Origin of the sequence: Xanthomonas sp. SHU 166 (assembly GCF_000364685.1) — a bacterium.
GTDB classification, from domain to species: Bacteria; Pseudomonadota; Gammaproteobacteria; order Xanthomonadales; family Xanthomonadaceae; genus Xanthomonas_A; species Xanthomonas_A sontii.
The window spans coordinates 1-13,626 of record NZ_AQOJ01000940.1; the positions used below are offsets into that span (position 1 = coordinate 1).

Sequence of the window (13,626 nt, forward strand, 5' to 3'; positions counted from 1 at the left end):
CGCTGCAGGCGTTGTACACCGCCGAACCTGGTCAACTGCTGGTCCTGCTGGGCGAGAACGGCCGCACCCGCCTGCAGTTGTACGACCGGCGCGCGGTGCCCTGGCGGCCCTTGGCGACCTTGCCGGATGTTTCCCAGGTCCGCGCTGATCCCGCCACTGGGGAGATCCTGTTCACCCGGCTCGCGCGCAGCGGCCTGTGGCGCGTCGATGCCAGCCTGGACCTAGCCAGCGTGCGTGTCGTGGACGACAGTCTGCCATCGCTGTGGCGCTACCGCAGCTGGGCGCTGGGCCCCGAGGGTGCGGTGCATTACCTGTTCCAGACCGGCGAATGCGCCAGCCGCATGGCGCGGATCGACGGTGGCCTCGCTGCAAGCGTGTGCCTGGACCGCGACCACTTCAGTGCGGTCAACGGCTTCAGCATCGATCCGCGCAGTGGCGACGCCTATGTGGCACTGGCGGTCGAGGACGGCAGCGAGATCGGCTTCATGCGTATGCATGAGCAGCCGGAATGGTTCTCGACCATCTCGCACAACTGGCTGATCCGGAAGGAAAAATAGGCTTCGTAAGTTGTTCGTAAGGGCGTCGTGGCGATTTCGGACAACTATCGCCAAGACGTCCTGACCTGCCGCCACGTTCGGCAAAGACTGCGCACCGGTTTACGTCAAGCAGGTGCTCGGATGCGGCAATCTTTCCTGGTCGATCATGGACAACAACTGGTGCTGGACGCCGACGACGCGCCGGCGGGTCCGGCCTGCCTGGGCGCAGCGCGCCTGGCCAGCGTGCAGGCCTCGGCGAATGCCTTCACGGTCTGGCTGCAGTTGCGTGGCAGCGCCTGGATCGAGGCCAAGGAGGGACGTTTCGCCCTGCGCCGCGGCCAGTGGCTGGCCTTCGAACGCGACTCGCGGCCGATGCTGCAGACCGACCGCGACGGCCTGTGCATCGGTCTGAGCCTGGATGGCGAGGCGCTGAAGGCCTTGGGCCGGATGGCCGACGAGACCTTGTATGCGGGGCGCGGCGAGTTGTCGCTGCGCGAGACGCGGACCGCCTTGCGCCTGTGGCGGCAGGCGGCGGCGCGGCCCGGCGATGCGTTGGCGATGCGGCCGGTGCTGCTGCATCTGGCCTCCATGCAGGGCGAGTTGTCGCGCCGCGTGCAGCGCTGTCCCGGGCGCTCACGGATGCGCAAGCGCCAGGTGTTCGGGCGCATGCAGCGTGCGCGGCTGTATCTGGACGGCCATCGCGACCGCGTGGTGCGGATCAGCGAACTGGCCGAGCTGACCAACTTTTCCGGCTGGTACCTGTCCAAGACGTTCCAGAGCCTGTACGAGGAAAGCCCGCAGGCGTTGTCGGCGCGGCTGCGCCTGGAGCGCGCGGCGGACCTGTTGCGCGACACCACGATGATGATCGGCGAGGTGGCCGCCGCCAGCGGATTCGACAACTGCTGCAGCTTCGCGCGGGCGTTCCGCGCACGCTTCGGTGTCTCCGCCTCGCAATATCGCCATGGCAGCGCCGTGCCGCCAGAATCGGCAAAGTCTGCAGGCGACAGCGGCAAAGCAGCCGCGCTCACCGGAACGTAACGTGCCGAGGGCGTCTTAACACGCCCCTAACGTTACCCTGGAGAGATTGATGAACCTTCGCACTCCCGCAGTGCGGCTGGGCTTGCTGCCCGCCAGCATCGCGATCGCGTTGACGCCGGCGATTGCCGGCGCGCAAGAAGCCGCCGCCTCGTCCACCACCACGCTGGACCGGATCGAAATCACCGGTTCGCGCATCCGCAGCGCCGACGTCGAAACCCAGCAGCCGATCCTGACCCTGGACCGCCAGGCGCTGGAGCGCCAGGGCTACACCTCGGTCGCCGACGTGCTGCAGAACCTGACCTCGGCCGGCTCGCCGGCGATCTCGCGCGCCGATGCGCTGGCCTCCGGCGAAAACGTCGGCGGCTACTACGTCGACCTGCGCAACCTTGGTGCCGCGCGCACCCTGGTGCTGCTGAACGGCAAGCGCCTGGGCGCGACCACCTCCGGCCTGCAGGACCTGAGCCAGGTCCCGATGGCGGCGATCGAGCGCATCGAAGTGCTGAAGGACGGCGCCTCGTCGATCTACGGTTCCGATGCCATTGCCGGCGTGGTCAACGTCATCACCCGCAAGCGCTTCGACGGCGCCGAAGTCTCGGCCGAGTTCGGCCAGTTCGGCGAAGGCGACGGCAAGACCTCGCAGTACTCCTTCACCATCGGCACCCAGGGCGAGCGCGGTGGCGTGGCGCTGACCGCCGAGTATTCCAAGCAGGATCCGGTGTTCGCCAAGAACCGCTGGTTCAGCCGCGACGGCAGCCGTGGCCCGAACTCGACGCCGAGCGGCTGGAGTCCGATCAGCCAGAACGGCAGCTGGTGCAACCCGCTGACCGTGGATTGCTCGGATCCGGAAGTCGCTGTGTGGCAGACGCTGAACCAGGGCGGCAACCCGAACAATCCGGCCGACTACCACCCGCTGACGGCGGCCGAGCGCGCCAACTCCAACCAGCAGATGATGGTGCAGACCGGCATCGAGCGTAAGTCGGTGTTCGCCAACGCCAACTACGACCTGACCGACTCCATCGTCTTCAACGCCGACGTGCTCTACAACGAGCGCACCACCGATCAGCAGATCGCCGGCTATCCGTACCAGTCCGCCGCGTTCGGCACCCCGCTGGCCGGCGACAGCGCGTTCAACCCGATCGGCCAGGACATCGACTTCCGCCGCCGCCTCTGGGAAGTGCCGCGTACCACCGAGAGCAAGCTGAAGACCACGCGCTTCGCGCCGACCATCAGCGGCTCCTTCGAGTTCGCCGACAAGAGCTGGGACTGGGACGTCGGTGCGCTGTGGAACCGCAACGAGAGCACCAAGACCGGTCACGGCGACATGAGCCTGATCGCGGCGCGCCAGGCACTGGGTTCGTCCTTCATCAACGCCAACGGCGTCGCCCAGTGCGGCACCGCCGCCGCGCCGGTGTCGCTGAGCGCCTGCCGTCCGTGGAACCCGCTGCTGCCGTTCGGCGTGGCCGGCCCGGGTTCGCTGGCCGATGCGGACACCCAGGCGTTCCTGTTCCCGTACTTCACCGATACCGGCCTGACCAAGACCACCAGCTACACCGCCAACCTGAGCGGCACGCTGGCGACGCTGCCGGCGGGCGACCTCGGCATCGCGGTCGGCTACGAGCACCGCAAGGAAGAAGGCCGCTTCTCGCCGGACGCCTTCGCGCAGTCGGGTGAGAGCACCGGCCTGGGCGCCAAGACCACCGCCGGCAACTACGATCTGGACGAGTTCTACCTCGAGTTGAACGTGCCGATCCTGGCCGACATGGCGTTCGCCAAGCAGCTGACCCTGAACCTGGCCAGCCGCTACTCCGACTACAGCAACTTCGGCGACACGGTGAACTCCAAGTTCGGCTTCACCTGGAAGCCGATCGACGAGCTGCTGGTCCGCGGTACCTACGCCGAGGGCTTCCGCGCCCCGACGATCAGCGATCTGTATGGCGGCCTGAACAGCAGCTTCGAGTCGTACATCGATCCGTGCGGCGTGGGTGCGCCGAACAGCGTCAACGGCAATGCGGCGTGCGGCGCGGCCGGCGTGCCGGTCGGCTACACCCAGCTGGGCCAGGGCTACGTGCCGTGTTCGACCCTTCCTTGCCAGACCCCGGACGAGTTCATCAGCGGCTCCAACCCGAACCTGCGTCCGGAAACCTCCACCAGCAAGACCGCCGGTCTGGTGTGGAGCCCGCGCTGGGTACAGGGCCTGGACATCTCGCTGGATTGGTACCGCTACGAGATCAAGGACATGATCATCGCCGATAGCGTCGATCGCATCCTGCGCGACTGCTACGTGCTGGGCAATGCCGAGCGCTGCGCCGGCGTGACCCGCGCCGCCGACGGCCACATCTCGGCGATGACCTACGGTGTGGCCAACCTCGGCCAGATGGAGACCGAAGGCTACGATCTGGGAATCCGCTACCGTCTGCCGGAAATGGCGTTCGGCAAGATCATGATCGACTGGCAGACCAGCTACGTCAGCAAGTACGACGAAGCCGGCCAGAACGCTGCGGGCGACAACATCACCATCGGCAGTGTCGGTACTCCGGGCATCTTCCGCGTGCGTTCCAACCTGGGCGTGAACTGGACGCTGGGCGACTTCGGTGTGAATTACACCCTGCGCTACTACTCCGGCATGAAGGAAAAGTGCATCTCGCGCGCTGCTGACTACTGCGATGCGCCGGACCACTTCGCCAATGGCGAAGCCGATCCGCTGCGTCACACCGGTTCCAACACCTTCCACGACCTGCAGGTCAACTGGAAGGCGCCGTGGGACGCGACGATCGCCATCGGTGCGAACAATGTGTTCGACCACCGCGGTCCGCTGATGTACTCGGCCCCGGACAGCAGCTTCGCCTACTACGGCGGCTTCGACATCGGTCGCTACGTGTACATGAAGTACACCCAGCGCTTCTGATTTGATTGAACTAGCGCATGGCGGCCCAAGGCCCGCCATGCTTTTTTCTTAAAAAAGGATTTTATCGTGATTAGACATTTTCTGATTGGCGTGGTTGCTGTTGGTGCTGGAACGTTCTACGGTCCTTCGGCCGAAGCTGCTGCGATTCGATGTGAAAGCTGTCAGGATGATGGGGATTTTCGCGCAGAAGCCGTAAATCGCGGCACGGGTACGCACATTGTGTACAGCGTGAGTGGAAACAAGATCCAGCAGTGGTACGTGGGATCTGGTGGCGGCGGTGGTGGAGTTCCGCTCCGCACGACAACTGCGGCGAATCCGGTCGTTCGTAAACAGACGCCGCCGCCGGGTGCTTCCGAGGAAGTGAGACGTGCTCACGAACTTTATGTTAGCGGTGGTGGAACAATACGCCCTACTTACAATGTTCCGGTCAGCATGCTTGGACTTAACCCCGATGCTGCTAGCAAGACCGCATACGAATTCGTTCGGGACGCTAATTTGAGGGCGATGATCGAATCGGCGACCGGTAATGTAAATGTTATATCTTCAGTCGTTGGCGCCAATGTCCTTACGGCAATGACTGACTTGTTGCAGTTGGCATCCAACTACACCGGGCTGCGTGATCAGGCACGGATAATGTACAAGGTGGTTTTCAAGGATGGGTCTTATGTGACAATCATTGTCAATCTTGAAAATCAGAATGGAAATACGGAGCCCGGTAGTGCGCGTACCGGCGCTGGGCAGCTTATTCCCAGTGATATCCAGGAGGTTCAGGGGGATTGGACGGATTATGGTGGTGAAAATTTGAACCGCATGGCCGAGCACATGCAAAGTTTAGGCGCCACAATCAAAGTCGTCGGCTCCCAAGGTGGCTCGGTTCGCGCCATCAGTTGCAGCGGATCCGGCGTGCAGCAAGTTTGCCTCGTTCAGTATAGAACGCAGTAAGTCTTGTCCCCTGTTAAAAAAGACGGGCCTTGTGGCCCGTTTTTTTGCGTTTATTTTCCGCGGAGATCAAATTTTTCGTGCATAGGATGATGATTCCTACGCCGAGGTCAGCCCCATCAGGTTCTCGGCATGCTCGCGCCAGCTCGGCAGCTTGTTGAGCATGCCGGTCTTGGAGAGGTACTCCTCGTCGACCTCCGAGCCGCTGGCCAGCGCCATCGCCACGTGCACCGCGCCGGTGACCCAGAAGCTGCGGGTGCTGGAACGCTGCGGCTGGCGATGGAAGGCCACCGCCTCGATGATCGGCATCGGCAGGCCCCACAGGCCCAGCAGGTAGGCACCGGCTTCGGCGTGGCCCGGCCGGGTGTCGTTGGCATCGGTGGGCGGCTCGCGCTCGTCGCGCACGCCCGGCAGCAGCAGGCCGATGTCGGCCAGCAGCGCCGCGGTCGAACCCAGTTCCACGCTGGAGGCCGGCAGCATCTTCGCGGCCAGCTTGGACGCCAGCAGCGAGCGCTGCTGCAGCGCGTTGCGCTCGGCGTTGGACAGCGCCTGCACCGAGAACACTTCGCTGGCCAGGACCAGGTCGCGCAGGGTGGCGGTGCCCAGCCGGGTCACGGCGGTGCGCAGGTCGGAAATGGTGCGGCCGTTGGAGAAGAACGCCGAATTGCACAGCTGCAGCACCTTGGCCGCGATCGCCGGGTCGGCCGAGACCAGCTTGGCCAGGTCGGCGGCGTTGCTGCCTTCGTCCTGCTCCAGCGCGTGCATCAGGCTCAGGTACAGATGCGGCGGCGAGGGCAGCTTCTCGATGCGGCCGATGCTGGAACGCAGGCGCGGGTTGCCCAGCAGTTCCTGCAGTTCCTCCAGGCTGGTGACCGCCTCCAGCAGCATTTCCGGGGACAGCGGCAGCGGCAGGAACCGGTGGGCCACGCCGATGATCCGCGCCGGCGGCGCGCGATTGCTCTGTTCGGCCTCGATCAGCGCGATGCGGATGGTTTCCGGGCTCAGCGTGCGGATCTGGCCGAGCAGGGTGGCGGTGGTCAGGTCCGGCAGCGTCGGCGCGGCGATCACCGCATCCAGGCGCACCGTGGCCGCCGCGGCGATCGCGGCATTGCCGTCGGCAACGCTCTGGACCTGCCAGTCGTCGCCAAGATCGCGAATGTATTCAGTGACTTCGGACGGAAGGCTGGCTTCGTCGCCGACGAACAGGATGCGCAAGAGACTGTCCCCCAAGAAGAGCCGGATCGCGGACGGACCGGGCTCGCTGATGCCATGACGCAATGTACCGCAAACCCCGAAGCGCGGCGCCCCGGCAACGGCAAAACGTGAAACGGATCAGCCGTGGCGGGGCAGGCGCCCCGCCGCGGCCGCGCGGCTCAGGCGCCGGCTTCGTAACGGGTCACGGACTCGCGCAGGATGCGCTTGGCCTCTTCGGCATTGCCCCAGCCGTCGAGCTTGACCCACTTGCCCTTCTCCAGGTCCTTGTAGTGCTCGAAGAAGTGGCCGATGCGCTCCATCCAGTGGCCGGACACCTGGGTGATGTCCTCGATGTGCGCATAGCCCTGGAACACCTTGGCCACCGGCACCGCCAGGATCTTCTCGTCGCTGCCGGCCTCGTCGCTCATCTTCAGCACGCCGACCGGGCGGCAGCGCACCACGCAGCCGGGCACCAGCGGCAGCGGCAGCACCACCAGCACGTCGGCCGGATCGCCGTCGCCGCACAGGGTGTTGGGCACGTAGCCGTAGTTGCACGGGTAGCGCATCGGGGTGGAGAGGATGCGGTCGACGAAGATGGCGCCGCTGGCCTTGTCCACTTCGTACTTGACCGGCTCGGAATCCTTGGGGATTTCGATGACGACGTTGATTTCTTCCGGCAGGTTCTTGCCGGAGGTGACCAGTTCCAGACCCATGCGCTAGCTCCAGTGGAGTGGCTTCTAAAGAGGCAGGCATTCTAGTCGGTTGGCTGTTGCAATGCAGCGCACGGCGGTTCGGAGGATTCCTACAGCGGTTTCGGACTCCATACCGGCCCGCATGGGGCGCATTCCGATGGTGCCGGAATCGGGCGGCGGCGATCCTGTGGCCACTTTCCCCACCCAAGGAGCAAGACGATGAACGGAATCCGGCAATCGATGCTGCCGCTGCTGGCGGTGCTGGTCCTGGCCTGCGGCGGTGCGCAGGCGCAGCAGGCGCAACCGGCCTACGTGGATGCGATGGACTATCCCGCCCCGGGCGAGGGCTGGGAGGCGTTCGCCGACCTGGAGCAACGGCTGGCGCACGACTTCGACCAGCTCTGCGGCGACACCTTCTGCGAAGGCGACTACAGCGACTACCGGCCGCTGCGCTATCGCTGCTCGGTGCGCCAGCGCGACGGGGTGATCGGGGAGTGCATCTGGAGCTTCGGCGCCAGCGAGGCCAGTGTCGATGCGGACACCGGCCGGGTCGTGGTCGATGCGCGGCTATGGCACTGCCGGACCCCGCTGCAGCCGCAGACCCGGGTGCACGCGCTGTATGCGGCGCTGTCGGGCGAGCGGCCGCTGTTCGCGCCGCTGCCGCACAGCGAGCACAGCATCAACGATGGCCTGATCGACTGCCTGTAGCGGCAAAGGACGCGCAGCAGGCACCGGCATGTCGCCGATGCCCGCTGCGCGTGTGGCTACAGCAGCGGCACCAGCAGCAACGCCACGATGTTGATGATCTTGATCAGCGGATTGATCGCCGGGCCGGCGGTGTCCTTGTACGGGTCGCCGACGGTGTCGCCGGTGACCGCGGCCTTGTGCGCCTCGCTGCCCTTGCCGCCGAAATGGCCGTCCTCAATGTACTTCTTGGCGTTGTCCCAGGCGCCGCCGCCGGTGGTCATGGAGATGGCCACGAACAGCCCGGTGACGATGGTGCCGATCAGCAGGCCGCCAAGCGCGCGCGGGCCCAGCAACAGGCCGACCACGATCGGCACCGCCACCGGCAGCAACGAGGGCACGATCATTTCGCGGATCGCCGAGCGGGTCAGCATGTCCACCGCGCGGTCGTACTGCGGCTTGCCGGTGCCCTGCATGATGCCGGCGATCTCGCGGAACTGCCGCCGCACTTCCTCCACCACCGCGCCGGCGGCGCGGCCCACCGCTTCCATCGCCATCGCGCCGAACAGGTAGGGAATCAGGCCGCCGATCAGCAGGCCGATGATCACCGTGTGGTCCGATAGATCGAAGGCGAAGGTTTCGGTGGGGTGCGCGGCGCGCAGGTTGTGGGTGTAGTCGGCGAACAGCACCAGCGCCGCCAGCGCCGCCGAGCCGATCGCATAACCCTTGGTCACGGCCTTGGTGGTGTTGCCGACCGCGTCCAGCGGGTCGGTCACCGCGCGCACCTCCGGCGGCAGTTCCGCCATCTCGGCGATGCCGCCGGCGTTGTCGGTGATCGGGCCGTAGGCGTCCAGCGCCACGATCATGCCGGCCATCGACAGCATCGCGGTGGCGGCGATGGCGATGCCGTACAGACCCGACAACGCGAACGCGCCCCAGATCGCCGCGCACACCGCGATCACCGGCAATGCAGTGGATTTCATCGAGATGCCAAGCCCGGCGATGATGTTGGTGCCGTGGCCGGTGGTCGAGGCCTGCGCCACATGCTGCACCGGCTTGTACTGGGTGCCGGTGTAGTACTCGGTGATCCACACGATCAACCCGGTCAGCGCCAGGCCGATCAGCGCGCAGCCGTAGAGCTTGCCGGCACCGGCGGCGGTGTCGCCCATCAGTTGCTGGGTCACCGGCCAGAACGCCAGCGCCGCCAGCACCGCCGAGACCACCACGCCCTTGTACAGCGCGCCCATGATCGAACCGCCCGGGCGCACGCGCACGAAGAAAGTGCCGACGATCGAGGCGACGATCGACACCCCGCCCAGCACCAGCGGATACAGCACCGCGTTGCGCCCGGCCTCGGCGGCCATCAGCCCGCCCAGCAGCATCGTCGCGATCACCGTGACCGCGTAGGTCTCGAACAGGTCGGCAGCCATGCCGGCGCAGTCGCCGACGTTGTCGCCGACGTTGTCGGCGATCACCGCCGGGTTGCGCGGATCGTCCTCGGGAATGCCGGCCTCGACCTTGCCGACCAGGTCCGCGCCGACGTCGGCGCCCTTGGTGAAGATGCCGCCGCCCAGGCGCGCGAAGATCGAGATCAGCGAACTGCCGAAGGCCAGGCCGACCAGCGCATGCAGGCTGTCGCCGACGCTGTGTCCCAGCCATTGCAGCAGGCCGTAGTAGCCGGCCACGCCGATCAGGCCCAGCCCGACCACCAGCATCCCGGTGATCGCGCCGCCGCGGAACGCGACCGCCATCGCCGGCGCCAGCCCGCGCCGCGCCGCTTCGGCGGTACGCACGTTGGCGCGCACCGACAGGTTCATGCCGATGTAGCCGGCGACCCCGGACAGCACCGCGCCGATCGCGAAGCCGCCGGCGGTGTACCAGCTCAGGAACACCCCGACCAGCACCAGCAGGACCGCGCCGGCGATGGCGATGGTCAGGTACTGGCGGTTGAGGTAGGCGCGGGCGCCTTCCTGGATCGCATCGGCGATCTGCCGCATGCGTTCGTTGCCGGCGGGCTGCGCCAGGATCCAGCGCGTGGATACGATGCCGTAGAGCACCGCCAGAGCCGCGCACGCCAGTGCCACGGTGACCGCATATCGTTCCAGCATGACCCCTCCCAAGGATGTGGATGGCGCCCAAGCGCTGGACATACCGGGGGATCACACCGTAGGAGCTGAAGCATGCAACGACTCCGCGGCCACAACGCGCGCCGCTGGTGCGTATCGCAATGTCATCTGGCCTGGACGTGGGCGAGTATGCGCCTGCCTCCGTGATGCCGCCAGCGACCAGGCAGGGCGTCTCACTTTTGGCGTGCGGTTCAGTCTGTGCGTGGCAGCGTGGCGCATCGCTTCCCAGGAGCCCTCCGATGCAATCGACGATTTCCCCAAGGCTGCGCGCACGCGCCTCGATCCTGGCCCTTGGCCTGTGTGCGCTGGCGCCGCAGGCCGCTGCAGCCGCCGACCCGACCCCGGAACTGCAGCGCCCGGCCAGCGCGCCGCAGGCGGTGGGCGTGGTGCATACCATCCGTCAGATCCCCGAGGCCTGCGTGCGCTTCGAGGGCGAGTACACCGGCGATGCGGCGCAGCCCTACCGCTTCTCCGCGGTGCGCAGCAGCCCGACCTGCCAGCCGCGCGCCAGGTTGGTCGAGTTCGACCAGGCCAAGCCAAGCGAGGCCACCGGCTGGAAGTTCAACGATCTGATCCGCGTGCCCAGCGCCGCCTGTCCGTCGCAGCAGGCGGTGGTGCGGGTGTGGCGCAAGCCGGTGGCGCTGAACACCGAGCGCGATGGCCAGGGCCAGTCGCGGATCTATCTGGAAGAGGCCAAGCAGCAGGCGGCCGCCGGTGAGGTCCCGCAGGTGCCGCAGTTCACCGCGCAGATGACGGTGGAAGGCAAGGCCTGCCGCTGAGCGGGAAGATTGTCGAGCCGCCTCGGCCGTCACGCCTGCATCGCGCAGGCAGGGCGGCCGCGACCGGCGCTGCGTATGCGCCACGGTAATGTGGCTGTCGTGAGGCCGCACAGGCACGGCGCATGCGATCCCTGGATGCCTGCGTAAAGCGGGATCCAGGACAGGCTTGGCGGCTTTGCGCTTTGCGTTGCTGTCGCAGTTCTTGACCCTCGCCGATCCGTCGCATGCGGCGCGCGCGGTGCCTTAGGTCGACACGGTGCCGGTGTGCCGTCGCTGCCATTCGTCGGCGACGTCGCCCATGGTCTTGGCGACGCCATTCCTGATCCAGGCCATGAACGCGCGATCGAACGCGAAGCCGTCGCCGCACATGGTCACGAGGAAGCGGCGCACGTTCTGCGTGTTGCGATAGTGCTCGTCCACCGGCGTCGCGCGGGTGATGGGGTCGCTGTGCCAATCGAAGCGCACTGGGCCGGACGCGCTGCTTGGGTCTTCGTGCGTGTCGCGCATCCTGGTGGCCTCGTCTTCTCTCAAGCTGCAGGCAATCCGACATTCGTGGTGGATGCGCCAGGATCCCTGCAGCGTCCTGTCGCGTCCCCCGATCGTCCGGCGCAGCGCCTGCAGAGGCTGGCGCCAACGGCGACATCCCGCGCGCGACGGCATGCGCCGATGACGTCATGCCGATCGTGCGCCCGCGCTGTCAGCCCTCCCAGGCCGGCAGCTTCTTCTTCACCGCCACGTTCTTCAGCGCCACGTACTTGGGCAGGCCGTCCGTGCCGTAGGGCAGCGGCGCCTCGCCGCGGATCAGCGGCTGCAGATAGCGGCGCGCCTTGTCGGTGATGCCGAAGCCGTCCTTGCGCAGGAAACCGGCCGGCATCTTCTTCTCGTGGTTGGCGACCTTGTGCAGTGGCGCCGCCTCGATCTTCCAGCGGTACGGCGCATCGCTGCTGCGCACGATCGCCGGCATCACCGCGTTCATGCCCTTCAGCGCGAACTGCACCGCGGCCTTGCCGACCGCCTGCGCCTGCTCCCAGTCGGTGCGCGAGGCGAGGTGGCGGGCCGAACGCTGCAGGTAGTCGGGCAGGGTCCAGTGCACCTTGTAGCCAAGTTCGGCCTTGACCTTGCCGGCCAGGTAGGACGCCACGCCGCCGAGCTGGCTGTGGCCGAACGCATCGGTGCCGCCGCCGGCATCGGCGACGAAGCGGCCGTCGGCGGTCTGGATGCCTTCGCTGGCCACCACCACGCACCAGCCGACCTTGTCCACCACCTTGCGCACCTGCGCCAGGAAGGCGGCCTCGTCGTAGGCGCGTTCGGGGAACAGGATGATCTGCGGCGCGTCGTCCGGCGATTGCGCGGCCAGGCCGGCGGCGGCGGCCAGCCAGCCGGCATGGCGGCCCATGGCCTCGTAGACAAATACCTTGGTCGAGGTTTCGGCCATCGCCGCCACGTCCAGCGCCGCCTCGCGCACCGACACCGCGGTGTACTTGGCCGCCGAGCCGAAGCCCGGGCAGGTGTCGGTGACCGCCAGGTCGTTGTCGATGGTCTTGGGCACGCCGATGCAGTGCAGCGGGTAGCCGAACGCCTGCGCCAGCTGCGATACCTTCGACGCGGTGTCGGCCGAATCGTTGCCGCCGTTGTAGAGGAAGTAGCGCACGTCGTGCGCCTGCAGCACCTGCAGCAGGCGCTCGTACTTGGCGCGGTCGGCCTCCAGCGACTTGAGCTTGTAGCGGCACGAGCCGAACGCGCCGCCGGGCGTATGGGCCAGCGCGGCGATCGCCGCCGCCGACTCCTTGGAGGTGTCGATCAGGTCCTCGCGCAGCGCGCCGAGGATGCCGTTGCGCGCGGCCAGCACCTTGACCTTGCGCGCCCGCGCTTCGCCGATGACGGCGGCGGCGCTGGCGTTGATGACGGCGGTGACGCCGCCGGACTGGGCGTACAGCAGGGTGCCTTGGGCCATGGTCGGGGTTCGCTCCTGGGGTGGGGACATTGCCGGGACATTGCCCGGATGCGGTAAGCTGGGGATCTAGCGGTGCAGCGCAGGCTTGGCCCCCGAGTCTAACGCCGCCGGCCGCGCACGGTACTTTCCTCGAGGAGTCAGGTTGATGCGATTGGTTCTGTTGGGACCGCCCGGATCGGGCAAGGGCACGCAGGCGGCCCGCCTGAAGGACAAGCTGCAGATCCCGCACATTTCCACCGGCGATCTGCTGCGCGCCGAAGTCGCCGCCGGCACCCCGCTGGGCGTGCAGGCCAAGGAAGTGATGGCGCGCGGCGACCTGGTCTCCGACGACATCCTGCTCGGCATGCTCGAATCGCGCCTCGGCCGCGACGACGTGCGCAACGGCTTCATCCTCGACGGCTACCCGCGCAACCTGGCCCAGGCCGGCGCGCTGGACGAACTGCTGGCCAAGCTCGGCCAGCCGCTGGACGCGGTGGTGCAGCTGGACGTGGCCAACGAACTGCTGGTCGAGCGCATCGCCGGCCGCGCCAAGGCCGAAGGCCGCGAGGACGACAATCCCGAGTCGGTGCGCAAGCGCCTGCAGGTCTACACCGATTCGACCGCGCCGGTGATCGGCTTCTACGACAAGCGCGGCACGCTGGCGCGGGTCGATGGCGTCGGCTCGCTGGACGAGGTGCTCGCCCGCATCCTGGCGGCGATCGGCCGCTGAGGCGGCACGGCACGCCGGCGCCCGCCGCGGGTGCCGGTCGTGCAGACGGCGCCGTACCGGCGGGGGGGGG

Annotated in this window: 11 protein-coding genes and 1 pseudogene; 7 read left to right on the top strand and 5 right to left on the bottom strand. The window is 67.1% G+C overall.

Going from position 1 to position 13,626, the window contains the following annotated elements; translation table 11 throughout:
- From D180_RS21065 to D180_RS24700, 4 genes and pseudogenes are all read left to right on the top strand, one after another.
- A pseudogene (locus D180_RS21065) lies at positions 1-557 on the top strand (biopolymer transporter Tol); the annotation flags it as partial.
- A 120-nt stretch (positions 558-677) separates the two neighbouring features.
- The gene (locus D180_RS21070; RefSeq protein WP_017914327.1) at positions 678-1,574 is read left to right on the top strand and encodes a helix-turn-helix transcriptional regulator; all 897 of its coding nucleotides are present in this window, start codon (positions 678-680) and stop codon (positions 1,572-1,574) included.
- Between the two features lie 49 nt (positions 1,575-1,623).
- A complete protein-coding gene (locus D180_RS21075) occupies positions 1,624-4,479 on the top strand; it encodes a TonB-dependent receptor (protein WP_043091498.1) in 2,856 nt (951 codons plus the stop codon).
- A gap of 66 nt (positions 4,480-4,545) precedes the next feature.
- Complete coding sequence (locus D180_RS24700) at positions 4,546-5,421, top strand: hypothetical protein (RefSeq protein WP_223875541.1); 876 nt, start codon at positions 4,546-4,548, stop codon at positions 5,419-5,421.
- A 96-nt stretch (positions 5,422-5,517) separates the two neighbouring features.
- Here D180_RS24700 and D180_RS21080 read toward each other — a convergent pair whose 3' ends face one another.
- Together D180_RS21080 and ppa are read right to left on the bottom strand one after the other, a co-directional pair.
- On the bottom strand, positions 5,518-6,633 hold the full coding sequence (locus D180_RS21080) for an HDOD domain-containing protein (RefSeq protein WP_017910507.1): 1,116 nt from the start codon (positions 6,631-6,633) through the stop codon (positions 5,518-5,520).
- A 158-nt stretch (positions 6,634-6,791) separates the two neighbouring features.
- Positions 6,792-7,325, bottom strand: coding sequence for an inorganic diphosphatase (gene ppa / locus D180_RS21085; protein ID WP_010343376.1), 534 nt, complete (start codon positions 7,323-7,325; stop codon positions 6,792-6,794).
- Positions 7,326-7,523: 198 nt separating this feature from the next.
- Here ppa and D180_RS21090 point away from each other — a divergent pair, with 198 nt between their 5' ends.
- Positions 7,524-8,012 carry a hypothetical protein gene (locus D180_RS21090; protein WP_017914329.1) on the top strand — a complete coding sequence of 163 codons (489 nt, stop codon included), beginning with the start codon at positions 7,524-7,526 and terminating at the stop codon, positions 8,010-8,012.
- A gap of 56 nt (positions 8,013-8,068) precedes the next feature.
- Here D180_RS21090 and D180_RS21095 read toward each other — a convergent pair whose 3' ends face one another.
- Entirely contained in the window at positions 8,069-10,096 is a 2,028-nt protein-coding gene (locus D180_RS21095) for a sodium-translocating pyrophosphatase (protein WP_017910504.1), read from the bottom strand.
- A gap of 257 nt (positions 10,097-10,353) precedes the next feature.
- On the opposite strand from D180_RS21095, the gene D180_RS21100 reads away from it, so the two are divergent.
- The gene (locus tag D180_RS21100; RefSeq protein ID WP_017914330.1) at positions 10,354-10,893 is read left to right on the top strand and encodes a hypothetical protein; all 540 of its coding nucleotides are present in this window, start codon (positions 10,354-10,356) and stop codon (positions 10,891-10,893) included.
- A 243-nt stretch (positions 10,894-11,136) separates the two neighbouring features.
- On the opposite strand, the gene D180_RS24705 is transcribed toward D180_RS21100, so the two are convergent.
- Entirely contained in the window at positions 11,137-11,553 is a 417-nt protein-coding gene (locus D180_RS24705) for a DUF6434 domain-containing protein (protein ID WP_232760616.1), read from the bottom strand.
- Positions 11,554-11,590: 37 nt separating this feature from the next.
- Positions 11,591-12,847 (bottom strand): 6-phosphofructokinase, encoded by a 1,257-nt coding sequence (locus D180_RS21110; RefSeq protein WP_017914332.1) that lies wholly within the window; start codon positions 12,845-12,847, stop codon positions 11,591-11,593.
- A 145-nt stretch (positions 12,848-12,992) separates the two neighbouring features.
- Between D180_RS21110 and D180_RS21115 the strand changes: the two genes are divergently transcribed.
- On the top strand, positions 12,993-13,556 hold the full coding sequence (locus tag D180_RS21115) for an adenylate kinase (RefSeq protein WP_010343370.1): 564 nt from the start codon (positions 12,993-12,995) through the stop codon (positions 13,554-13,556).
- Positions 13,557-13,626 lie beyond the last annotated feature (70 nt).

Bases quoted from the DNA above. Each gene is read 5' to 3' on its own strand.
- D180_RS21070 (WP_017914327.1), top strand. From the start codon at position 678: ATGCGGCAATCTTTCCTGGTCGATCATGGACAACAACTGGTGCTGGAC.
- D180_RS21075 (WP_043091498.1), top strand. From the start codon at position 1,624: ATGAACCTTCGCACTCCCGCAGTGCGGCTGGGCTTGCTGCCCGCCAGC.
- ppa (WP_010343376.1), bottom strand. From the start codon at position 7,325: ATGGGTCTGGAACTGGTCACCTCCGGCAAGAACCTGCCGGAAGAAATC.
- D180_RS21090 (WP_017914329.1), top strand. From the start codon at position 7,524: ATGAACGGAATCCGGCAATCGATGCTGCCGCTGCTGGCGGTGCTGGTC.
- D180_RS21095 (WP_017910504.1), bottom strand. From the start codon at position 10,096: ATGCTGGAACGATATGCGGTCACCGTGGCACTGGCGTGCGCGGCTCTG.
- D180_RS21100 (WP_017914330.1), top strand. From the start codon at position 10,354: ATGCAATCGACGATTTCCCCAAGGCTGCGCGCACGCGCCTCGATCCTG.
- D180_RS24705 (WP_232760616.1), bottom strand. From the start codon at position 11,553: ATGCCGTCGCGCGCGGGATGTCGCCGTTGGCGCCAGCCTCTGCAGGCG.
- D180_RS21110 (WP_017914332.1), bottom strand. From the start codon at position 12,847: ATGGCCCAAGGCACCCTGCTGTACGCCCAGTCCGGCGGCGTCACCGCC.
- D180_RS21115 (WP_010343370.1), top strand. From the start codon at position 12,993: ATGCGATTGGTTCTGTTGGGACCGCCCGGATCGGGCAAGGGCACGCAG.